Genomic DNA, 23,016 nt, shown 5'->3' on the forward strand with positions numbered 1-23,016 from the left:
CTAGCAGTTATTAATTTCAGGCTCAACTATCAGGAAAGTTTTTTTCCTGTGGGTGTTTGTGCGGGGCGGTCAGAAACCGCCCCGATTTGCGTCATCAATATCGTTCGAGGGCCGATTTGACCTTCTCCGGATCGCCCATTTTCCGGGCTTTTTCCAGATGCTCGTTCTCGCGCACGAACTGGATGCGATGCCAGCCGAGCCAGAAGAGAACACCAACAACGGTCATGGCAACTTCCCATCCCTGGAAGGGATAGATTGCTCCGACCTCAGCAAGGTCAACGGCCCAGTCTTTATATCCGATTGTGGACATGATTTTCTCCCAATTCAGGTCGATTTCGCTTGAAGTGCGGCTTTGTCTGCCGCGATGATATCCGCCTTGGCATCCTCATAGGCATGGTGCTCGGCATAATCGAGACCTTGCAGTTCCACTTCTTCAGGAATGCGCAGAACACCTGCGGCGGACTGCATGCGGGCCACGGTGTAGCCGGGCAGGAACCCCAAGACGAAGAACATGATGATCGCCCCGATGAACTGTCCGACAGGATTGATTGCCGCGTAGCCTTCGTAAGGTGACGAGGGTGCGCCCCACAGAACAAACCCTGAGATGACCAGACCGATGAAGCCCGCGTAGCCGTGGACTGCAACCGCACCCACCGCATCATCAAGCTTGAACTTGCGCTCGACCCAATAGTGCAGCTTGTAGACAAGCACCACGCCGATCGCCGCGATGATCATCGCCTGGATCGGGTGATAAAGGTCATTGCCCGCCGAGGCGGTGATGACGCCTGCCAGGCCGCCCGAGAACGTCCAGAAAGCATCGCCTTTTGAGACCACGTAAGCCGCCATCAGGCCACCGGAGAGCGACATCAGGAAGTTGAACGTGATTGCCGAAAGCGATGTAGGCGCAAGGTAGATATTGGTGGCTGTCCACGTCTCGCCGGTGATTTGCCCGCCGATTGCCTCGGGGGAAATTGCGGGAACATTGCATGCAGCGTAAAAACCCCAGAATCCCGTGTAGATCAGGAAAATTCCGATGGTCAGAAGCCAGGGGTTATGCGGAGGAATGTCGCGCGGCGTCCCGTCTTCGGCGAATTTGCCAATGCGCGGACCCAGCACCATGATGACACCCAAAGCATATCCCCCTGCAATGGCGTGGATCACACCGGAAGCATAGGCGTCATGATAGCCCAGATATTGCACCATCCAGCCGCCGTAGTGCCAACCCCAGGCCGCGTCGATGATCCAGAAAACCGATCCGATCAGGACAGCGTGTACCCAAAGGGCGGATGATCTGATCCGCTCGATAACCGATCCCGATACGATGGAGGCCGCCGTCCAGGAGAACAGCAGGAAGGCTGCCCAGAAGACACCGGTGATGCGGTCCCCAAGGTTCGTGGCCATGTTTTCTGACCAGGGCAGGTTGGCGCTGGCCGCTTCATGATCCAGTCCGCCAAAGAACGGGAACATGGGGAACGCCCAATAGATCCACCAGCCAAAGAAGAAGAATGTGACCGTGACCAACGGGATGATCATGATGTTTTTCATCAGGGTGTGCATGTGATTCCGTCGCCTGCTGGCGCCCACTTCGTACATGCAAAACCCGACATGGATCAGAAACATGAATACCACCGTGACCCAGTAGTAAAACTCTGTAAAAACTGTGGTTAACGCATTTAGATTGCCATCCACTTTGTAGCTCCCTTGGTTGGTTCTCAGGCGCGAATTTGCCTGTGAGTAAACAATTTTTCCTTTACTTAATCTCGGTTAGAGTGATTTTGTCAACAATCCTGTGAGGGCAAATCGGTTTCTTTGTTTTTTCAGATGTGGCGGGAAGGGGCGCAAAAAGCCTCCCAGAAAATGTGAATTAATTGCCTGACAGGAAAAAAAGTTGCACGCCAATGTTGCTTTTTGACCGACACTGAGGCTCAATACCCAAAACAAAGACTCAAAATGACAGGGAAAATCTAATGGCCATTATTTGGAGAACGTCCGCGCTGGCGCAGCGTCATGCTGAAATCGGTGGCGCGTTGGAAGACTGGAACGGCATGGGAACCGCCTGGTTCTATGACCATACACCCGAACGCGCGAAAGCCGACTATGAAGCCGTTCGGACCAAGGCGGGCCTGATGGATGTGTCTGGCCTGAAGAAAGTGCATTTGACTGGACCTCACGCCGCTGCGGTCATTGACCGGGTCACAACGCGCAATGTCGACAAGATCATGCCGGGACGCTCCGTCTACGCCTGCATGCTGAACCCCGAAGGCAAGTTCATCGACGATTGCGTCATCTACCGGATTTCGGTCAACCACTGGATGGTTGTGCATGGCACCGGCACCGGCATGGAGCAGCTGACGGCGGCAGCAGGTGCCAAAAACGTCGCTGTCATTTTCGACGATGATCTGCACGATATGTCATTGCAGGGCCCGGTTGCGGTCGATTTCCTTGCCAAACATGTCGATGGCATCCGGGATCTGGCGTATTTTGGCATCATGCAGACCAAGCTTTTCGGCTGTCCGGTGATGATCTCGCGCACGGGCTACACAGGGGAACGCGGCTACGAGATTTTCTGTGAAGGGCGCCACGCCGTGCATCTGTGGGATTCCATTCTGTCGGATGGCGCCGATATGGGGATCGTGCCGGTGCAGTTTTCAACGCTCGATCTGCTGCGCACGGAAAGCTACTTGTTGTTTTATCCCGGCGATAATTCGGAAACCTATCCGTTTGAAGATGGCAGCCCTTGCGGCGATACCCTCTGGGAGCTTGGTCTCGATTTCACAGTCTCTCCGGGCAAGGTGGGCTTTGTCGGCGCCGAAAACCACTACGCGCTTGAGGGCAAGGAGCGGTTCAAGATCTACGGGGTCAAGCTCGAAGGCACGGCGCCCGCCGATGAAGGGGCGGCCTTGCTGCAAAACGGCGAACAGGTGGGCCATGTGACCTACGGGATGTATTCAGAACTCAACGGCCACAATGTCGGAATTGCACGGATGCCGGTTGCTGCTGCTACGCCCGGTACGGCGCTGACGGTGCGCAATGGCGATGGCACAGAAATCGCCTGTACTGCAGAAGAAATGCCCTTCTACGACGTTGAAAAGAAAATCCGAACGGCCAAGGGCTGATCAGTAGTTGAGGGCGCGGCGATGACGGCGCGCCCTTTCGCGATCCAAGAGGACAGCCATGTCAACATTCGATTTCCCACCTTCGATCAAGAGCCGTCCGGTTTGGGGCAGGCTTGAGGCGCGCGCAGGCAAGCATCACCTGATGATTGCAGACGCGGAAGGGGCCGAGGCCATTATCGCCATTGCGACGCCGGACCTGATGGCCCGCACGCACATCATTTTCATCGCCAAGGGGACGTCTCATGGGGACGCTCTGCGCGCGCTCAACCCGGCACAATTCTATGAGGGCCCGACCTATGCGGCCTCGGTTCAGCGCATTCGCCGGGTGTTTCAGGATGCCCACATGGGGCTGCAAGTCTATCTGGCGGGCACCGAAGGGGTGATGGGGCAAGCGATGCGCGAAGCCATCGAGGCAGGCATCCCCCACACCGCCATTCAGACCGAGCACCGCGGATCGGTCGCGCGACGGATGCAATGTGTCCATTGCAAGGGGATCACCGAAGACGTGGAAACTGATCCCTTTGTCTGCGCTCACTGTGGTCTGAATCTCTTTGTGCGTGACCACTATTCGCGGCGTCTTGCGGCCTATCAGGGCGTGCGCGTCGATGCCGAAGATCATGGTAACGTACCGGAACCAAGGGGGATTTACGAATGAGCGCCGCCCCGCAGAAAGCCAAGCCGGGCGCTGAGAAGATCGACGTGGTCGTCAGCGCTGTGGTTCCTGTCAATGATCTTGTCACGCGATTTGAATTCAGCCGCAGAGATGGCAATCCGTTTCCTCCGTTCTCGGGGGGGGCCCATACGGTTGTCGAAATGCGGGATGGCGATCGTGTGCGTCTCAATCCCTATTCCCTGATGTCAGACCCCGGTGATTTGAGCATCTATGCGATTTCGGTGCGCCGTGATGATGAGGGCCGGGGCGGGTCGCTGTTCATGCACCGCAATGTTCAGGTTGGCGATGAAATGGTCATCACCTTTCCGGTGAATCTGTTTTCGCTTGATCTCAGGGCGCGCAAACATGTGTTTCTGGCCGGCGGCATCGGGATCACGCCCTTCATGTCAATGATTGCGCAGCTTCAACGGATGAATGGGAACTGGGAGTTGCATTATTCGGCCCGCAGCGAAGCGCTTGGCAGCTATGTCGACGTGCTGTCTTACAAACACGCGGGCAGGGTGCATGTGTATTATGATGACCAGAACCAGGCGATCCCGCTGGAGAACCTGCTGGACGGGCAACCTTTGGGCACACATGTCTACGTTTGTGGGCCGTCGGGCATGATTGACTGGGTGCACGCCACGGCCGCAAAGGCAGGATGGCCTGACCCGCATGTTCACTCAGAGGAATTTCTGGCACCACAACCGGGTAAGCCGTTCGAGGTGCGCCTGTGCAAATCCGACAAGACGATCCTCGTGGGTGAAAACGAAAGCTTGCTTGAAGCGATCGAACGGGCGGGGGTCGAGGCCCCGTTCCTGTGCCGGGGTGGGTCATGCGGCCAATGCGAAACCGATGTGGTTGAGGCTGATGGCACTTTTGTTCACCGTGATCACTGGTTGGACGATGGTGAAAAGACCGGTGGCAGGAAGATCATGCCCTGTGTCAGCCGATTTATCGGAAAATCCCTGGTTCTGGACCGCTAAAGCGTCGCGAGGAGAAAACCATGACGATCCAATTCAACGATGAAACCTTCCGTGACGATTATTCCTTCTACAATTCAGAATGGGCAATCAACCGGTTCCCCTTTCCCTTCGACAAAGACAGCTACATGTATGCGGTCAATATGGAGCAGCACCGCGGCGGTCCGGACGGGTCCGTCTACGAAAAGCGGTTCGATGTTGATGAACATTACGTCAGCGAAATGCGCGACCGGGCGATGGTATTGGCGGATGACCCTTTGCGCTGCCAATCCTTGCCGCATATGACGTTGGCGGGTTGGGATCTTCTGGAACTGATCATGGTGTCGAAATCCGAGGATTATCCGGATCTTTTCGAGTTGCACCGCGATGGTGACCAATGGCGCTGGATCAACAAGCCGTTAGGCATTGATGACAGTTTCACCTTTCTGGATGAAACCACGCTGCCCTATGGTCCGATGGAATATATCACCCGGCAGGCGCAGGGTGATTATTGCATTCTGGATCAGCGTGATGACAACCTCTGGATGGATGCGGGAATGGTTACCACGCAGGCGGACTGGTCGCTTGATTTCGACATCGGGATGAATTTTTTCGAATGGCATGCGCCCGTCCCGTTGGCACATGAAAAAGGGATATTTGTCAGGGCCTTGAAGTTCCTTCTTAACATTCAGCAAGGCGCACCTGCTCGACGATTGAACTGGACGATGACCGTCAACCCGTTGCTCGACACCAGTCCGGAAAACTATCACAAATGGGGCATTCAAAAGACCACGCTGACGCCAGAGAACATCGGCGCCAAGCAGCATCTGCGCGTGGAGTTGCAGACCTTCTTCCGCCTGCCGCGATCAAATGCGCTGGTGTTTCCGATCCGTTGTTATCTGTGCAGTTTTCAGGATTTGATGACGGTTCCGAAATGGGGGCGCCGCCTGCACCGGGTTATCCGGGACCTGCCGGACGAGCTGGCAACCTACAAGGGTTTCATCGACAATCGCCCCATGATGCTGGACTATCTTTCCGCCTTTGATGACGGGCTTCCGACAAGCCTCGGCGTCTGGCCGGAAGTCGATACGGAACCCCCCCTGCAAAAGTAGGCCGGCGCTTCAGTTTTAAGCAAATTGTAAGGAAAGCTGTGGCATATCCGCTTTCAGTTTTTGGAGTTTGCCGGATGCTGGATATTTACGAGAGCATTTTCGCGACGATTGACGCGTTTGCGTACCGCTGTCGCAATGACGACGCCTATACTATGGAGTTCATGCAAGGGGCTGTCCAGAACCTCACGGGGTATGCCCCTGACGATATTCTGGGCAACAAGAGGGTTTCTTATGTGGGCCTGACCCATGAGGCGGATGTCGATCGGGTGTTCAAGGAGGTCGACAGATGCATTGAAGCTGGCCAACCCTGGGATGTCGCGTATCAATTGACCCATGCGGACGGCCATCTGGTGAACGTGCGTGAAAGAGGTTGCGCAATTTATGAAAACGGCGAATTGGCCTTCTTGCAAGGTTTGGTCACAGGGGCAGCAGCCGAAATCGAGCTGCGCGAGACATTGCAGGAAACGCTGGACAGCAGCCAGTCACAAACGCTGGAAATCACTGAGCTGACTTCCAAAATCACTGAATCTCTCAAACAACTCAATATGTTGTCAATAAACGCGCGGATCGAAGCCGCACGTAGCGGCGATGCAGGCAGAGGGTTTGCTGTGGTGGCCGAAGAGATCAAGTCACTGGCTGACCAAAATACCAAATGGGCGCAGGTCATCCATTCGGTGCTGGCCAACGAGGGCGTTTCGGAAGCGGCGCGATCTACTGCGTCTGCGGATAGCTGATGATGGAAAGATATCGCGCTGGTAGTTTTACCAATCGTTCAGGCCCATGGGGCGCATCGGCGTCGAAAAACAACGTGTCACCGGGTTTCAGAGCATGCACATTTTCACCGTGGCGGTAGTCCACTTCGCCTTCCAGCATGTAGATCGTTTCAATCCCGCCGTGTTGAAAGGTGGGAAAGACGTCCGATTCCTCGGACAATGTGATCAGGTAGGGTTCGACCATCACGCCTGAGGCATTTGCACCGATATGGCCCAGGAGATTGTATTGGTGATTGGCCCGCGTGCCCCCGCGTTCCAGTTCCACGCCTTTGCCGGATTTCGTGTGCACCGCCTCGCGTTGTTCCTCGAAACGGCGGAAAAAGCTTGTCAAAGGGACCGATAGGGCGTTGGCCAGCGTTTGCAGGGTGGTCAGGGACGGCGAGGTGTTACCGTTTTCGATCTTGGAGAGCATCCCAATGGACAAACCGGTGAGGCCCGCCAGCTCTGCCACTGTGATCTCTTGTTGCTTGCGGTAGCTCCGCACTTCACGTCCAATTGCGACCTCAAGGACTTTTTCGCGGTCGCCTGATCGAACGCTGTGGGGGTCCTGCGTCAGTGGGGAGGCCATATCCTGTGAGGGCTTTTCAACGTTCATTTTCGATCCTTGCCCAGCCATCGGAGGACAAATCCGGCCCCGATGAGCGATGCGTTTCATTTAGAGTATCCTATCGCATTATTTTCCTGATAGGAAAATAAATATGGACCATGAAAGCCGTATTCATATTGGATTTCTGATCTTCGAGGGCTTTCCGATGGCTTGCCTTACGTCAATGATCGAACCGTTGCGCGCGGCAAATGAAATCGCCAACCAGCCCGCCTTTGCCTGGACGTTGATAGGTGAGAAAAAGGGCCGCGTGATGTCGAGCGCTCAGGTAGCGTTTGAAGCGACGCAAAGCCTTGCAGAAGCCAATGACCTGGACAGCCTCTTCTTGCTGAGCAGTCCCACGGAGCGGTTTGCGGATGCGCAAAAGAGCCCCGCCACCTTGCGCAGTCTTGCGCGTCACGGGGTCACCTTGGGCAGCATCAGCGGTGGTGTATTTCCTCTGGTGCGCGCGGGCATCGTGCACCGGCAACCGGTCTCCGTTCACTGGTGTTACGAGGCGGCATTCCGAGCTGAGTTTCCCGATGTCGATGCCCGAAGCGACGTGATTGTCGCAAGTGCGCGGTTGCAGACAGTGTCCGGGGCGGCGGCGGCATTTGATCTTGCGCTACGTCTGGTCGAAGGGCAACTGGGCCGTGAGACGGCCCATGAGGTGGCCTGCTGGTTCCAGCACCCCTCGATGCGGGGCGAGGGGGTCCGCCAAAAGGTTCCTGTCGCACAGGCGCCACACACCGGGGACGACCTGCCCGATCTGGTGCTTCGGGCCGTGGATATTTTTGCCTCCCGGATTTCCGACGCGGTGACTGTTGCTGAGGTCGCCCGCAAAACCGGAGTGACACCGCGGCAAGTCGAGCGGGCCTTCAAGGCGGCCACCGGCCAAAGTCCCACTCATTACTATCGCGCGATGCGGATGAAGGCTGCGCGCCAGTTGGTCATCTATTCCGGAGATGCCATCGCCGATATCGCTGCCGCTGTTGGCTACGGTTCAAGCGTGCCCCTGGTGTCGCATTACAAGGCGGCCTTTGGGGTGACACCCCAGCAAGACAGGCGGCGCGCAAATCAGTTTCGTGTGGACGCCAATAAACCGGTGCCGTCAATCTGACCCGTCTGACCCGTCTGACCCGTCTGACCTTAGAGCGCAGCTTTCATCGCTGTATGGATGGCATGTTGCAAGGAACCCGCTGAGGCGCGCGGGCCGTAGATGCTGAATGTCTCTTCGGCGCGGCACAAGACAAAACATCCAAGGTGATGGATAGAGGTGCGTTGCGCCGAGCCCGGTTGGCTGTCGCGGATGTTGAGCGCACAAAGCAGCTCAAATACATCCCGCACACCAGCCCCTGTCAGGTCGAACCGCGTCCAGCCGTCAGTCTGTTCGGTGACAGAGGCATTGACTTTGGTCAGCGACTTGATGTGAGCGGCAATGTCTTCATGCGTCTCGAACGGGGCCTCAATCATATATTGGTCAGGACCGGTCCAGAAGGCGCAGAGCGATGCTTCCGCAAAACGCGCGATATCTGGTGCATCTGCACCAATGGCTTTCTTGACCGCCGCACGGGTCGGGCTTTCCTTGCCCATCCGCGCGGCGACCGCCGCCAGCGCCACCTCCGGCACCTCGCGACAGGTCACACCAGCGACGGAGAAGGTTTCAGCGTCGGATCCGCCCAAGGCGGTGATCTGCGTCAGGTCATGCACGTAAACGCTCCCCATCTGGATCTACGAAATGAGCCGAAACAATTTCGACGTCGACGGTCAGGTCGGTCACGGGAGAGACCAGCCGCATCTTTTCACCCTGCCGGTCCGCGCCGCGCTTTAAAAATCCAAGGCCGATCATCGACCCCATCGTCGGAGAGAACGCCGCCGAGGTCACATATCCCTGATCATGCGCGGCATCGATAGGGCCCGTCGCTGCCATCAGATGGCCTCCCGCGGTAATTTTATCATTCGGGTTCAGGGGTTTGATCCCGACCTGCAACAGCGCGTCCTCTTCATTCAGCCCTTCGCGCTCAGACAGCACCGATCCGATGGAATCCTTGGCCTTGGAGACCATGCGCCCCATGCCGAGGTTCAGCGCGGTGGTTGTGCCGTTGAGTTCATTGCCCGCCGCATGGCCTTTTTCGATGCGCATGACACCAAGCGCTTCGGTGCCATAGGGCGTTACGTCAAACTCTTCTCCCGCCGCCATCAGGCGTCGCATGAGCGCATCGCCGTAGCGGGCAGGCACGGCGATTTCGAATGCCAGCTCCCCGGAAAAGGAGATGCGGAAAAGCCGTGCCCGCAGGCCACCGCATACGGTGATGTTGCCGCAGGCCATGAAGGGGAAGCCTTCGTTCGAGATGTCGAAGGCCGGGTCGACAACTTTCTGCAAGAGCCTGCGGGAGTTAGGTCCGGCCACGGCGTATTGTGCCCAGGCTTCCGTCGTGGAAATCAGCTGTACGTCCAGACCCGGGAACAGACATTGGCGCACAAATTCCATGTGCTGATAGACCTTTGCAGCGTTGGCGGTAGTGGTTGTGACCACGAAATGATCTTCAGCTAGCCGTGCGGCAGTGCCGTCATCCATCGCCATGCCATCTTCGCGCAGCATCAGACCGTAGCGCGTCTTTCCCACCGCCAGCTTGGCAAACCCATTGCAGTAAACCTTGTTGAGAAAAGTCGCGGCATCCGTGCCCTGCACATCAATCTTGCCCAAGGTCGTGCAGTCACAGACCCCGACGGACGCACGTGTCTGGCGGACTTCGCGGTCCACCGATTGCCGCCAATGGGTTTCACCGGGGAGCGGGAACCATTGCGCGCGCAGCCAGTTGCCGACTTCGACAAAGACCGCGCCGCGCTCCTTCGCCCAGTAATGGGAAGGGGTCAGACGGGTAGGGTGGAACTCCATCCCGCGCATGCGCCCGCCAAATGCTCCGATGGCGACGGGCGTGTAAGGGGGCCGGAAGATGGTGGTGCCAACCTCGGGGATAGATTTCCCGGCCAGTTCGGCCATGATGGCCAGCCCGCCAAAGTTTGACGTTTTTCCCTGATCGGTTGCCATGCCAAGGGTTGTATACCGTTTGAGATGTTCGACGGAGCGGAAACCTTCCTGATGGGACAGCTTCACATCCTTCACGGTCACATCGTTTTGCTGATCCAGCCAGGCGCGCGCGCAGCCTTCTACGTACCAGAAGGCGGTTTGCGATACCGGCGCGTCACAGGCTTTGGGCAATTTTGGCAGGCGGCCCTTCAACCCAAGCACGGTTTTTGCACCCGCCGCACCGGATTTCAAAGCGCCATGGGTGGAAAATTCACCCAATGCAGCCCCGGCGACGGCCATGCCGGGCGGCAAATCTCTTCCAGGCACAAAAGCCGCGAGGTCGTCATTCCAGACCGGTCGGCCTCGCTGATGGCAGGTCAGATGCACATTGGGGTTCCACCCGCCCGATACGCCCAAGGCGCCACATTCCAGAATACGGGTTGATCCGTCAGCCTGTTTGACCTCCGCAAAGGTCAGCCCCAGACGGCCCCGCGTGTTGACGATCTGCGCGCCCTTCAGAACTTCGAAGTCATAGCTTGACGGGGCATCCGGCCTGACGTCCACCACGGCCGCGATCTTGACGCCCTTGGCATGCAGATCGACTGCGGTCCGATGACCATCGTCATTGTTGGTGAAAATCGCGATGCGTTGGGCCGGTGTGGCTGCCCAGCGATTTGCATAGCTGCGCAAGGCCCCGGCCAGCATGATGCCGGGCCGGTCGTTGTTTTCAAAGGCTATCGGGCGTTCAATTGCCCCCGCGCAGAGCAGCGTCTTTTGGGCGTAGATGCGCCAAAGGATTTGCCGGGGCTTGCCCTCATCGGGTGTGTGCATATGATCGCTGATGCGTTCAACGGCACCGTAGATGCCATGATCAAAAGCGCCAATCACGGTGGTACGGGCCATCAACCGGACGTTGGGCAGACTGGACAGCTCGGCCAGCGCGGCACTCACCCAGTCCAGTGCAGGGGCATCGTCAACAGGCGCGGTTTCGGACAGCAACCGCCCACCCATGGCAAAATCCTCATCCGCCAATATGACCTGCGCACCTGCGCGCCCGGCGGTCAAAGCGGCCATCAAACCGGAGGGACCCGCCCCGATGATCAACAAATCGCAGTGACGAAACCCTTTGTCGTATGCATCGGGATCCTGTTTCATCGACAGTGACCCCAGACCGGCGGCTTTGCGGATAATCGGCTCGTAGAGCTTTTCCCAGAATGCGGCGGGCCACATGAACGTCTTGTAATAGAACCCGGCGGTCAGGAAGTTCGAAAACCGGTCGTTGATCGCCAACGCATCGAAAGCAAGGCTGGGCCAGCGGTTTTGCGATTTTGCGAATAGACCATTGAAAAGTTCAATTGTGGTGGCGCGGGTATTGGGTTCCTGCCGCGCGCCACCGCGCAACTCGACCAATGCGTTGGGTTCCTCTGATCCGGCGGACAGGACACCCCGCGGACGGTGATACTTGAAGGAACGCCCCATCAGGCGCACCCCGTTGGCTAAAAGCGCAGATGCCAAGGTATCGCCCGGATGGCCGGTGTAATCCTTGCCGTCAAAGCTGAAACGCAAGGTGGTGGCGCGGTCGATTTGCCCGCCGCCGAGCCGGTTGATCTGGGTCATGTCGAACGCCCCCGGGTGCGGGCCACATCGCGCGCCATTTCAACTTCCGTGATCTCGTGGGTCACGGTATTGCGGGTGACCACCAGCCAGGACCGGTCGCCGCCTTCGTGAAACCACAACTCGCGATGCTCACCTGCGGGATTATCGCGCAGATAAGCATATTCATAAAATGCCTGATCGCGGTTTTCCGCCTCGGGGTCCGGGCGGTCAATCAGCGATGCGTCGCCAAGGTAGATGAACTCAGCGCTGTCGCGCGGGCCAAGTAGCGGGTGATTGATGATCATCAGTGCAAATTGGGCTGATTGCCCACCCCTTTTTCGTCGATCATGCGACCTTTTTGAAAACGGTCCAGACGGAACGCGGTTGCTGTCGGATGTGGTGCGTCCTTGGCCAGCAAATGCGCAAAAACGTAACCCGATGCTGGCGTGGCCTTGAAGCCGCCGTAGCACCATCCGCCATTGAAATAGAGCCCCTCTATGGGGGTGCGGTCGATGATGGGCGAGCCATCCATGCTCATGTCCATGATGCCTCCCCACATCCTGAGCAGACGCGCGCGTCCGATCATGGGCATCACGGCCATGCCGCCTTCGCAGACATCTTCCACGACCGGCAGGTTACCGCGTTGAGCATAGGAGTTGTAGCCATCAAGGTCGCCGCCAAAAACCAATCCGCCCTTGTCGGACTGGCTGACGTAGAAGTGACCGGCCCCGAAGGTGATCACGCCCGGCAGCACCGGCTTCAATCCCTCGGACACAAAGGCCTGAAGCACCTGGGATTCGATCGGCAGACGCATGCCCACCATTGACATCAAACGCCCGGAATTACCGGCCACGGCGCAGCCCACCCGACCCGCGCCAATGAAACCTTTGGACGTCTCCACGCCGAGGCATTTGCCGTTCTCAATCCGAAATCCGGTGACCTCGCAATTCTGAATGATATCCACGCCAAAGCTGTCGGCACTGCGCGCATACCCCCAGGCGACCGCATCGTGGCGCACGGTGCCGCCCCGTCGCTGCGCCAGCCCGCCCTTGATCGGGAAACGGGCGTCATTGAAGTTCAAAAAGGGGTATTCCGCCCGGATTTGCTGTTCGCTCAGAAGTTCGGCATCTGCACCATGCAACATCATGGCGTTACCGCGTCGAATGAAGGCGTCACGCTGCGCATCGGTGTGGATGAGGTTCATGATCCCGCGTTGGCTGACCATCGCATTGTAGTTCAGGTCTTGCTCCAGCCCTTCCCACAGCTTCAAAGAGAACTCGTAGAAAGGTACATTGCCGTCGAGCAAGTAATTTGAACGCACAATCGTGGTGTTGCGCCCGACATTGCCACCGCCGATCCAGCCTTTTTCGATGACCGCAACTTTTCGCTGTCCGTAAATCTTTGCAAGATAATGCGCCGTGGCCAGCCCGTGACCACCGCCGCCGATGATGATGATATCGTAATGCGCCTGCGGCTCGGGATCACGCCAGGCAGGTTTCCACCCCTTGTGGCCCGTGAGCGCCTGTTTGATGACGTTAAAGCCGGAATATCGCATGAATCGGACCCCTTTGCCTTTTTATCCCAATTTCTCCGGCAAAAGACATGCCTCAAATGCGACATTCATTGAAGCTGATCGGACAATTCCCTGATCTTGCAGGCGTCAGAGCTATGATCAGAAATACCCGGCAAAAGAAAAAAACTTGATTGTGAGGAAAATCCTGCGAGACTGTGCGGCGGATGTTCAACGATCATAAAAAGAATCGAAAACAGGCCAAACTTCGCGAAAAGCGCCCCAAAAAACGGCGCTCACAGCAGGGCGACCGATAGGTCGCATGATAGGGAGAATACTCATGAGAAATGCCACGACGGCTCTGTTCGCCGGTGCTTTGGCAGTGATGCCAGCCATTGGTTTTGCTGCCGATAGCGACGATCCGATTGTCATTCCGATCCACAATTGGTCATCGCAGATCGTGATGTCGAATGTTGTCGGCCAGATTTTCGAATCCATGGGCAACAATGTCGAATACGTAACCACCGACAGTCAGGCGGTGTACGAATCCGTTCGTCTCGGTGATGTGACGCTTGAACTGGAAGTTTGGGAAGGCGCCTTTGGCGCATCTTTCCGCGCGGCTCAGGAAAAGGGCGGAATCGTCGATGTGGGCGACCACAATGCGGTTACCCGCGAGGACTGGTGGTACCCGATGTGGACCAAGGAAGCCTGCCCGGGTCTGCCGGACTGGAAGGCCCTGAACGATTGTGCTGCCGTTTTCGCAACGGCAGAAACCGGTGACAAGGGCCGGTATCTGGACGGTCCGGTTGACTGGCTGAAGCACGGTCAGGAACGGGTTGCGGCCCTGGGCATGGATTTTGTCGTGGTGAATGCGGGTTCTGCCGCAGCACTCTGGGCAGAAATTGGTGCGGCGGAGGCGGATAAACGCCCCGTAGTTGTCTTTAACTGGACGCCAAACTTCGCTGAAGCGGTCTGGCCCGGAGAGTTCGTGGAGTTCCCGGCCTGGGAAGATGGGTGTGACAAGGATCCGGCCGTGGGTCCGAACCCTGATGCCCTTTACGACTGCGGCAATCCGGCGAAGGGCTACCTCAAAAAGGCGGCCTGGGATGGTATGGAAAGCAAATGGCCTGCGGCCTACGGCGTGCTGAGCAAAATTTCCTTCACCAACGCCCAAATCGCGGAAATGGCCAAACTGGTCGATGTGGATGAACTGGAACCGGAAGAAGCGGCCGAGGAATGGCTGGATGCCAATGAAGATATCTGGAAGCCCTGGATAGACGCCGGTAGCTGACCCTTCACTTTGCTGAACGACAACCCTGTCCGGTGGCGTGCACCGGGCAGGGTTTTTTGAAAAGAGCTTCCAATGATAGACCCGACCCCTGTTATCTCTGCCCGAAATGTGTGGAAATTGTTTGGACCGAACCCGAAGGCATATCTGGCAGGTCTGCCGGAAGGGCACAGTTACGATACCATCCGCGAAGACGGCTATATTGCCGGCGTCAAGGACGTGTCCATTGAAGTGGGTCGTGGTGAGATGCTGGTTATCATGGGGCTTTCGGGATCAGGCAAATCGACACTGGTCCGCTGTTTTTCCAGACTGCATGACATAACCGGGGGCTTTATCGAGGTCGAGGGGCAGGACATCATGTCTCTCTCCGAAAAGGAACTGATCGAGCTGCGCCGCAACAAGATGGGCATGGTGTTTCAGAGTTTCGGTCTTTTGCCCCACCGAACCGTCCTGCAAAACGTGGCCTTCCCGCTGGAGATGCGGGGGCAGGACCGCCACGAACGCCGCGAAAGGGCGCTTGAGGTGGTCAAACTGGTGGGGCTTGAAGGCCGGGAAGAGTATTTCCCGCGCGAATTGTCAGGCGGTCAACAGCAACGCGTCGGAATTGCGCGATCGCTGGCGATTGAGCCGGACATCTGGTTCCTGGACGAGCCATTTTCTGCTCTTGACCCTCTGATCCGTCGTGAAATGCAGGATGAATTTCTGCGACTTCAGGAGATGTTGGGCAAGACTATCGTCTTCATCACCCACGATTTTGACGAGGCTTTGCGCCTCGCGGACCGTATCGCAATTATGAAAGACGGCGCGGTTGAGCAATGCGACACCCCTGATCGGATCGTGCTGAACCCAGCCACGGAATATGTGCGCAAATTTACCGAAGATATCGACAAGGCGCGGGTGGTTCATGCGGGCGTTCTTGCCAGAGCCGATGTAAGCGGCGAGGGTGACCCGGTGATGGCCTCCGCATCAGTGCATGATCTTGCCAAGCTGCTGATCGAGGACAGGCGCGCAGAGATACCTGTCGCCGGAAATGGGCAGATACTCGGTGCGCTCAACCGGCAGGAAGCGCTGAACATACTGGTGGGGTCCGGCTGATGACCGATGCGGTGGCATCCTTGGCAGAGGCTGCGCCACGGGGGCTCAGCAGGGGCCGTTGGGCGTTGATCTTTGTGGCTTTCGCCGTTCTGGTGACCTTGCTGCAATACGCAGGGCTGCTGCCAGCAGCATTGCACCGGTTACCAGAAAACGTGATCCCGCCCTTTGCGATCTGGCTCGATGCGATCTTCAACTTTGTTAAGGACGACCTGGGATTATTGACCCTGACCCGCACTCTGACCGAAGGTCTGCAATGGGTTCTGGATGTGACGGCAAATCTGCTTTTCGGGAAACGTCGCTGGCCCAATATCGGACCAATCCCCTGGACCGCCATTGCCGCAGTGACGGGTGTCATCGGCTACTCTCTGGGGGGATGGCGCATGGCGCTTCTCGGGGCGGGCACCTTTACCTGGACCGCGCTGATCGGCCAGTGGGACATCGCCATGCAAACCATGTCCGTTCTGGTCGTTGCCGCGCCCCTTGCCTTTATGATCGGCCTGTCGCTGGGCATTGCCGCGTGGAAATACGCCTGGGTCAACACCGCCATCAAGCCGATCCTCTCGGTCTTGCAGACGCTTCCGTTCTTTACCTACCTGCTGCCTGCGGTGATCTTTTTCAAGGTCGGGCCCACCGCAGGAGCGGTTGCCACCACGATTTACGCCATTCCGCCGATGATCCTGATGACCACTTTGGGCCTGCAAAAGGTTTCGCCCGAGGTGGTTGAGGCCGGTCATATGTCCGGCTGTACCCGGCTGCAGTTGCTGCGCCATGTCTATATTCCTTCGGCACGCACCGAGATATTGGTCGGGGTCAACCAGGTGATTATGCTGTGTCTGGCCATGGTGGTATTGACGGCCTTTATCGGCATGCCGGGCCTTGGCGCAAAATTGCTGGCAATGATGGGCAGTTTCAAACTTGGCCGCTCTTTCGAAATCGGGGTCACGATTGTCTTGATCGCGGTCATGCTGGACCGGATGTCCAAAGCCTGGGTCGTCAAGCAACCCGAACACTTTCCACGCGGCACGCCGTGGTGGCGCAAACACATCATGTCCCTGCTGGCGGTTGCGGCCTTCGTGTTCTTTTGCATTGTGGCGCAATTTTTTGAACTTGCCTCTGAAATTGGCCGTCGCCAGAGCTTGTCGATGGGTAAGGAAATAGACACTTTGATCAAGGATTTCCTTGCTGTCGAATGGGTAAAGGCGACAACCGGATTCCTGCGTGCGTTCCTGAACGTAAAGGTTCTAATCCCCTTCCGGAATTTTCTGCTGTCGATCCCGACATTTGCGCTCATCTTGTTGATCGTCGCGTTTGCCTTGCGACTGGGCGGGCATCGGCAGGCGACATATGCTGCCATCTTTTTCTCTCTCGTGGCACTGTCCGGGTGGTGGGACCGTGCCGTCATCACGCTTTACTCCGTCATCTCAGCGGTCACGCTGGCGATGCTGATCGGACTGCCAATTGGCATTCTGGCGGCGCGTTCTGAGAAGTGGTCGCGGCGAGTTCTGTTGGCCTGTGATACGGCGCAGACTTTCCCGAGCTTTGTCTATCTTATACCGGCCATCATGCTCTTTGGGATCACCGACATCGCGGTAATCTTCTCGATTCTGATTTTTGCCATGGTGCCGCTGATCCGCTACACGATCGAAGGGTTGCGAACCGTTCCGGCGGAGATGACCGAAGCCGCCGATATGTCTGGTGCAACACGCCTGCAAAAACTGTGGAAGGTGCAGCTGCCTTTGGCGTTGCCAACGATGGCCGTGGGGTTCAATCAGGCCATCATGTTTGCGTTTTTCATGGTGATCATCGCAGCTTTCATCGGCACGCAGGACCTTGGGCAGGAATTGCAAAGAACACTCGCAGGTACTGATCTGGGCAAAAACTTCGTGCTGGGCATATGCGTAGCACTTATGGCCCTGACCTTTGATCTGACCATCCTTAAATGGGCGTCGGATCAGAAAAAACTATTGGGCCTGGATCGGTAGTCTACCGCCATTCTTGGTCTCAGGTGAAATCCGGTTATCTTGATCGAGACGTCTGTTCTTCGCTACCGAGCCGACAGCGAACGAGTGGATTTCAGCACTGAGAGCAAAAGAAAAAGGGCTTGACGATTTCTCGCTAAGCCCTTGAATTCTTTGGCTCCGGCGGTAGGGATCGAACCTACGACCAATTGATTAACAGTCAGATTTATAGGTACAACACTGCTGTACATTGCGACACATATAATATATAAAAACAACGAGTTAACTGCACAAATGTGAACATAGTTGATCACTGCATACCACCATTATGCAAGTGATTCATGAGACTAAAAAGAGACTAAAATGCAAATGCGGCTGACAGACTTGGGTGTCAAGAAGCTGTCCCTTGCGGCGAAGGGGCAAGTCACGCATTGGGACACGACCACACCTGGCTTCGGTGTTCGCTGTTCGAGCAAGCGCAAATCATTTGTCGTCATGTATGGCAAAGAACGACGCCTTAAGACCCTTGGCCGCTACCCTGAGCTTAGCTTGGTCGACGCGCGCAAAGACGCGCGGCTCTTTATAGCGATGCAAAACCTCTCCGGTGATCCGCAGGCCAAGCACGAGTATCAAACTGTGGTGGAAGCATATCTCAACGACTGTCGGGATCGTCTCCGAACCAGCACACTCAAAGGGTATGTCCTGTACCTTTCCAATATCCCGTTTTCCGGCAACATCGGTGACATAACACAAGCGGATATTATCAAAGGCATTGAGACATACACAAAGAGCCCTTCAAGCCAGAACTACGCCTTCACGACGTTCAAGGTGTTCTTCAACTGGGCCGTGCGCAGGCAGTTTGTTGCAAGCAATCCACTAAATGCACTGAAGCGTCCCAACCGGAACATCGCGCGTGACAGGGTGTTGTCTGACGAAGAGCTAAAGACGCTGTTGCAATTCACGCTGCACAGGCGCGGTCGTTTCCACGACATCGTGACTCTGCTGGCGCTCACTGGGCAGCGCAAATCCGAGATCGCCGGCCTGCAGTGGTCTGAGGTCGATGGTGATACATTGGTCTTTCCACCTGATCGCACGAAGAACAAGCGCGAGCATCGGGTGCCGTTATGTCCGCAGGCGTTGGAGCTACTGCACAGCGTTGAAGGTGGGCAGTTGCATGTTTTTGGAACATCATCTGATGATCAGCCATACAACGGATGGTCAAAAGCGCAGCGGCGAATTGTCAAAGAAACAGAGCTGGATCACTTCACCCTTCATGACCTGAGACGGACTTTTTCGACGATCCACGCCAAGATTGGCACACCAATTCACGTGACGGAAAAGCTGCTGAACCACGTTTCGGGTTCAATCAGTGGCGTGGCTGCAGTCTACAACCGGCACTCGTATATCGATGAAATGCGCGCTGCTGTTGCCGCGTATGACGAATATCTCGCCAAGCTGCTGTCCGACTGATACCCTCGATGCACCTCGGGGTATTGTCGTAACCCTTGGGCATCGCGATGCTCTTCAATCATGGAGACATCGTGATGCGGATACTATCGAAAACTCAACTCAAGGAGCTGGTCTTGTACTCACCTCAACACATTGCACGGCTGGAAAAGGCTGGAGCGTTCCCCAAGCGGGTACAGCTCGGCTCGAACAGAGTGGGATGGGTGGAAGATGAAGTGCTGGACTGGCTACAAACGCGGTTGGACGACCGATAACCCAAACGACGCTCCTTCTGGGAGCATAGGGTGGTCAGATGTGCACTATCTGGCCACCCGACTAAACCGACGGCTGTCGGCATTCAGTGCCGTTAAGGTTCATTTCACTCACTAGCGGCATCAGGACGTTGATAGCTCAAGTCATTTATATCCACCGAACAGAAGGTAGTATCCTAGGGGTGGCGGGAGCGGTGTAACTAGGAGAAACTCGAGCACAAACATAGGTTGAAACGTTGGGGAGTTTATTCCCGTCGTCTTCTGTGATTTACGAGAGACGAAAACGTGAGGACAACAACGATGAAATTCGATCTAAAAACCTTGACGCGAAAACAACTCGAAAAGCTCCGTTCCGACGTCGACACCGCCCTCGAAAAAATGATCGAAAGAGAACGAAAAGCGGCGCTTGTTGCAGTCGAAAAAGCGGCGAAGGCGCATGGCTTCACCCTCGCGGAGATCGCCGCAGACGCAAAGCCTGTCAAAGCCAAGCGTAAGGTTCCCGCGAAAGCCAAGGTGGCGCTCGCTCCGAAGTATGCGAATCCTGAAGACAAGTCTCAGACTTGGAGCGGCAAGGGACGCCAGCCAGATTGGTTCAAAACGGCACTGGCATCAGGAAGCAAAGCTGAGGAACTGTTGATCTGAGGATCACGACCCTGAGCCGCCGTTGCCGCAACACACGTCGAAAGACAGCGCCAACCCAAAGCATCCCTTTGTTTTTTGGGAGGGCGCTAGTGAAACCTTACGGCCCTTAGTGATTGAGCCCGGAATCAAAAACGCCCAAGTCTTTACGACCGGGCGCATATGGCTCACACGATCAATGCAAGGTAGTTAATTCGGGATAGCAAGCAATCGCGTAGAAGAGTTTAGATATTCACTCGTTCCCGATTGTAATTTGGGAGTCGCTCCAGCAAAGCAACTCTCTCAGTGTCGCTCAGTTCGGCCTCTATTGAATATTCCTGAAGGACATGCTGAAGTCCTTCGATTAGTCCCGGTACTTTTTGATCTTCTGCATAGGCGCTCAAATCACAAACTACTGATAGTAACCAATTATGTTCTCGCATTTGTCTCCCCAGACAACTTTAAATTTTATCTAGGGAGATTTTTTGCGCTCCAAGGGTTAATAAACTGATAATTTTCTTAACGCAAAATTGCTTTGTCGATAAATCTGCATTCTGAGGGCTCCTCTGCAGTCTGAGATCCCTTGCTAAATAGAAACTGGTCTATCACATTCTTCATAGCTTTGGCTGTATTTTCAAAGCCCATAGCCTCTGCTTCACCTGCAACCATGCGAGCATTAAGCAGCAATTCTTGTCTCATTACGTAGCACTTCCATTCAATTTTATATTCACGAGTCACTAATCGGAAATTTTGATTAATAGATGGTAAACATTGCCTTCCCGTGAGCAAAATATTGCTCACGTTATGGTGAATTTCACCACATCTTGTGTGAGGTTAGTTAACTGTGGCGAAATAATCTTCATTCAAGATCTCAAATGTTCGCGTCATGGTCGATCACAAATTCAAACTTTGCCGACCACCTTATGCGAACCGTTGAAATAGCTGTCATCGGTGCGTTTGTAGCCTTCTTAGTCGGCGATTTCGGGAGATTTGTAAGTAGTAACTTTGGGCTCCGAGCCGTCATCCGACAGTTTTGGTCGGTTGACGGGTGCAGCCCGGAGGAGGCATTCAATCCAAGGACTGCTCTAACGGGTGTGCGGGACTTTGTTGCCGTTACAAAATGGATCAAATTGCTAAGCAAGTCTCGACAGGCGCTCAGACTATATAGCCGTGGTGGAGATCAAAGTATGTGGCCATTCAACTATCGAAAAGTGACTGAACGGCTAAACACTGTTGATCTTGGAGATGATCTAGATGACGTCGAATTGCTTATGGCTGTGGAAGAAATTTTCCAGATCAACTTAGAGGATAGTGAGGCAGAAGACCTTGTTAGCGTTGGTGAGCTTTACGAACTAGTGAAGAGCAAGATGCCCCGCGATGGAAGTGTTGATCCTTTGTGGGAGTTGATCGTACTCATCGTCAGAAGTCATTCTGGCTCCAACAGCCCTATCGATACCGAAACTACGTTCTTTCCGAAATTTGCCAAGCCTCGCCAAAAATAGCGGGTCGCACAATTGGCTAGGGCGCTGGTTTCCGTTACCTACCTATGAATTTGGTAACTATGGGCTCGGAGGCGACACCTGACGGTTTTGGTCAGATGACCTCAGCCAGCCCTAAGCGGACATGGACGTTCAACAGGTCGGGCGGAATGCGGAAGTTCGCTGCATGCCCATGCGTCAATGTTGTCAGAGCGAAGAGCCGACCTTCATTTTGTTCAATGTCCGCAAACGGGTTGGACTTCTTGGAAGACAGTTTCAGTGATCTCCGCGACTTTCAAAGCGAACTATCGGGCATTACTGAAACGCTGTCTTCCGGCGTCATTGAACTCTCCGAAAAGGACGGTTCCGCGGCAAGTAGCTTCAGCGATTTCGCGGCGTCCTAGTCCAGACCAGAATTGTCAGCGCCCTTAAGGTATGTTGGTGCGCTACAGAATACCCACACATTGTGATTGAGCTTGAAATCACTTGTTTGTAAGCAGGCACAAACAGGAGGTCGGCTTGACGGTATTCGCGGAAGTAAAGGTCTTTGACCCTCAAACCGATGATGGTACTTGGGCCGCCTTCACAGACGGTGCAATCACAACCAATGAAATTGAGCATTTTCCCGCTTCATCTGTTCCAACTCTATTTGGTCTGGAAGAAAGCGAGTTTAGGTCCAGAGTGCGTCGCGTGATGAGCAAATGCGTTGTGTGCAACGATACATGTGTGTTTTGGGCGGGTGAAGTAACGTCGGCCAAACTTGTATGTAGAGGTTTGTTGTCTCGAAACCCTCGGACCTATGAAGACTTCATAACAACCATGATGAGTTTCCCGGAAACAATCTCTACTAGAGTTGAAATAATGTGGGTCTGTTCAAACCATGGTCTAGTAGAAACATTTGGATGGCGGACAAGCGCAATTTCCGTTTCGAAATCTGTGGAGTTTATGGGCGGCGGGTCCGGCTGGGATGATTTATTTGAAATAGATGAAAACAGTAATTTTGGCATAGATATTCAACGCCTACTCTCAGGCAAAAATCTAACTGCAATCGAATCGGCAACTATCGCAGCGGCGAGCATGCTGGACATTGAAAGACACTCACCTGAACGAGGCATTTTGGACTATGGTGGCTCTGTGGATTTAATTTCATACGGGCCGAATGGTTTTGCACGTAGTAATTTTTATGTTCTTGAGGCTGTTACTTCGAAGTCTTCTCCCATCAAAAGTTTGCAGCCAACACGTATATTTGCTTCATATGGACTAGATGGCAGGTCCGTTCTGTTATCCGGAAATCTAATTGGTATTGAAGAAAAAAACCATTCAAGATTTCGTTCTGTGATGAAATCTTGGCAGAACCAGCAAATAGTCTAGTGATTGAGGATTTAGGCACCTCACTACCCAACTCGATAATCAGAGTTCAATACGAAGACGGCCGTTACACATACGTTGTGATCAGCCCCACCTGAGTGGTCCGTTTTGAATGTTAGTGCATGATTGGCCTTGTTGCCATCGTGATGATGGTTTCG

Annotated in this window: 22 protein-coding genes; 14 read left to right on the forward strand and 8 right to left on the reverse strand. The window is 55.2% G+C overall.

Features of this window, described 5'->3' with window-relative positions:
• Nucleotides 1-94 precede the first annotated feature (94 nt).
• Entirely contained in the window at nt 95-310 is a 216-nt protein-coding gene (locus Q0802_RS10895; RefSeq protein ID WP_298917762.1) for a hypothetical protein, read from the reverse strand.
• A gap of 14 nt (nt 311-324) precedes the next feature.
• Nucleotides 325-1,689 (reverse strand): ammonium transporter, encoded by a 1,365-nt coding sequence (locus Q0802_RS10900; protein ID WP_298917764.1) that lies wholly within the window; start codon nt 1,687-1,689, stop codon nt 325-327.
• Nucleotides 1,690-1,967: 278 nt separating this feature from the next.
• Here Q0802_RS10900 and Q0802_RS10905 point away from each other — a divergent pair, with 278 nt between their 5' ends.
• From Q0802_RS10905 to Q0802_RS10925, 5 genes are all read left to right on the forward strand, one after another.
• Complete coding sequence (locus Q0802_RS10905) at nt 1,968-3,116, forward strand: aminomethyltransferase family protein (protein ID WP_298917767.1); 1,149 nt, start codon at nt 1,968-1,970, stop codon at nt 3,114-3,116.
• A gap of 58 nt (nt 3,117-3,174) precedes the next feature.
• A complete protein-coding gene (locus Q0802_RS10910) occupies nt 3,175-3,771 on the forward strand; it encodes a dimethylamine monooxygenase subunit DmmA family protein (RefSeq protein WP_298917770.1) in 597 nt (198 codons plus the stop codon).
• The gene (locus Q0802_RS10915) at nt 3,768-4,754 is read left to right on the forward strand and encodes a PDR/VanB family oxidoreductase (protein ID WP_298917772.1); all 987 of its coding nucleotides are present in this window, start codon (nt 3,768-3,770) and stop codon (nt 4,752-4,754) included. The genes Q0802_RS10910 and Q0802_RS10915 overlap by 4 nt, the downstream gene beginning before the upstream one ends.
• A 20-nt stretch (nt 4,755-4,774) precedes the next feature.
• The gene (locus Q0802_RS10920) at nt 4,775-5,842 is read left to right on the forward strand and encodes a DUF3445 domain-containing protein (protein ID WP_298917775.1); all 1,068 of its coding nucleotides are present in this window, start codon (nt 4,775-4,777) and stop codon (nt 5,840-5,842) included.
• A 74-nt stretch (nt 5,843-5,916) separates the two neighbouring features.
• A complete protein-coding gene (locus Q0802_RS10925; RefSeq protein ID WP_298917778.1) occupies nt 5,917-6,576 on the forward strand; it encodes a PAS domain-containing methyl-accepting chemotaxis protein in 660 nt (219 codons plus the stop codon).
• On the opposite strand, the gene Q0802_RS10930 is transcribed toward Q0802_RS10925, so the two are convergent.
• Complete coding sequence (locus Q0802_RS10930) at nt 6,554-7,183, reverse strand: XRE family transcriptional regulator (RefSeq protein WP_298917847.1); 630 nt, start codon at nt 7,181-7,183, stop codon at nt 6,554-6,556. The genes Q0802_RS10925 and Q0802_RS10930 overlap by 23 nt on opposite strands.
• A 130-nt stretch (nt 7,184-7,313) precedes the next feature.
• Here Q0802_RS10930 and Q0802_RS10935 point away from each other — a divergent pair, with 130 nt between their 5' ends.
• Nucleotides 7,314-8,318 carry a helix-turn-helix domain-containing protein gene (locus Q0802_RS10935; protein WP_298917781.1) on the forward strand — a complete coding sequence of 335 codons (1,005 nt, stop codon included), beginning with the start codon at nt 7,314-7,316 and terminating at the stop codon, nt 8,316-8,318.
• Nucleotides 8,319-8,347: 29 nt separating this feature from the next.
• Here the strand turns inward: Q0802_RS10935 and Q0802_RS10940 are convergent, their stop codons facing one another.
• Genes Q0802_RS10940 through Q0802_RS10955 form a run of 4 tightly spaced genes read right to left on the reverse strand, consistent with a single transcriptional unit; the run spans nt 8,348 to nt 13,380 of the window.
• Entirely contained in the window at nt 8,348-8,908 is a 561-nt protein-coding gene (locus Q0802_RS10940; protein ID WP_298917784.1) for a sarcosine oxidase subunit gamma, read from the reverse strand.
• A complete protein-coding gene (locus Q0802_RS10945; RefSeq protein WP_298917787.1) occupies nt 8,901-11,846 on the reverse strand; it encodes a sarcosine oxidase subunit alpha family protein in 2,946 nt (981 codons plus the stop codon). Before Q0802_RS10945 ends, Q0802_RS10940 begins: the two co-directional genes overlap by 8 nt.
• The gene (locus tag Q0802_RS10950) at nt 11,843-12,130 is read right to left on the reverse strand and encodes a sarcosine oxidase subunit delta (protein WP_298917790.1); all 288 of its coding nucleotides are present in this window, start codon (nt 12,128-12,130) and stop codon (nt 11,843-11,845) included. Before Q0802_RS10950 ends, Q0802_RS10945 begins: the two co-directional genes overlap by 4 nt.
• Complete coding sequence (locus Q0802_RS10955; RefSeq protein WP_298917792.1) at nt 12,130-13,380, reverse strand: sarcosine oxidase subunit beta family protein; 1,251 nt, start codon at nt 13,378-13,380, stop codon at nt 12,130-12,132. The genes Q0802_RS10950 and Q0802_RS10955 overlap by 1 nt, the downstream gene beginning before the upstream one ends.
• Nucleotides 13,381-13,675: 295 nt before the next feature.
• On the opposite strand from Q0802_RS10955, the gene Q0802_RS10960 reads away from it, so the two are divergent.
• The 6 genes from Q0802_RS10960 to Q0802_RS10985 all read left to right on the forward strand — a co-directional run bounded on the left by Q0802_RS10960 (nt 13,676) and on the right by Q0802_RS10985 (nt 20,036).
• Nucleotides 13,676-14,626, forward strand: coding sequence for an ABC transporter substrate-binding protein (locus Q0802_RS10960; protein WP_298917795.1), 951 nt, complete (start codon nt 13,676-13,678; stop codon nt 14,624-14,626).
• A 72-nt stretch (nt 14,627-14,698) separates the two neighbouring features.
• A complete protein-coding gene (locus Q0802_RS10965; protein ID WP_298917797.1) occupies nt 14,699-15,718 on the forward strand; it encodes a glycine betaine/L-proline ABC transporter ATP-binding protein in 1,020 nt (339 codons plus the stop codon).
• Nucleotides 15,718-17,700 (forward strand): ABC transporter permease subunit, encoded by a 1,983-nt coding sequence (locus Q0802_RS10970; protein WP_298917800.1) that lies wholly within the window; start codon nt 15,718-15,720, stop codon nt 17,698-17,700. The genes Q0802_RS10965 and Q0802_RS10970 overlap by 1 nt, the downstream gene beginning before the upstream one ends.
• Nucleotides 17,701-18,039: 339 nt before the next feature.
• A complete protein-coding gene (locus tag Q0802_RS10975; RefSeq protein WP_298917803.1) occupies nt 18,040-19,146 on the forward strand; it encodes a tyrosine-type recombinase/integrase in 1,107 nt (368 codons plus the stop codon).
• A gap of 74 nt (nt 19,147-19,220) precedes the next feature.
• The gene (locus Q0802_RS10980) at nt 19,221-19,397 is read left to right on the forward strand and encodes an AlpA family phage regulatory protein (RefSeq protein ID WP_298917850.1); all 177 of its coding nucleotides are present in this window, start codon (nt 19,221-19,223) and stop codon (nt 19,395-19,397) included.
• A gap of 297 nt (nt 19,398-19,694) precedes the next feature.
• Nucleotides 19,695-20,036, forward strand: coding sequence for an H-NS histone family protein (locus tag Q0802_RS10985; protein WP_298917806.1), 342 nt, complete (start codon nt 19,695-19,697; stop codon nt 20,034-20,036).
• Between the two features lie 495 nt (nt 20,037-20,531).
• On the opposite strand, the gene Q0802_RS10990 is transcribed toward Q0802_RS10985, so the two are convergent.
• Nucleotides 20,532-20,711 (reverse strand): hypothetical protein, encoded by a 180-nt coding sequence (locus Q0802_RS10990; RefSeq protein WP_298917809.1) that lies wholly within the window; start codon nt 20,709-20,711, stop codon nt 20,532-20,534.
• A gap of 488 nt (nt 20,712-21,199) precedes the next feature.
• Here Q0802_RS10990 and Q0802_RS10995 point away from each other — a divergent pair, with 488 nt between their 5' ends.
• Together Q0802_RS10995 and Q0802_RS11000 are read left to right on the forward strand one after the other, a co-directional pair.
• A complete protein-coding gene (locus Q0802_RS10995; RefSeq protein ID WP_298917812.1) occupies nt 21,200-21,514 on the forward strand; it encodes an acyl carrier protein in 315 nt (104 codons plus the stop codon).
• A gap of 495 nt (nt 21,515-22,009) precedes the next feature.
• Nucleotides 22,010-22,861: a hypothetical protein gene (locus Q0802_RS11000; RefSeq protein WP_298917815.1), complete on the forward strand. Its 852-nt coding sequence runs from the start codon at nt 22,010-22,012 to the stop codon at nt 22,859-22,861.
• The last annotated feature ends 155 nt before the right edge of the window (nt 22,862-23,016 follow it).

It is taken from the genome of uncultured Roseobacter sp., from assembly GCF_947495275.1.
In the GTDB taxonomy this organism is placed as follows: domain Bacteria; phylum Pseudomonadota; class Alphaproteobacteria; order Rhodobacterales; family Rhodobacteraceae; genus Roseobacter.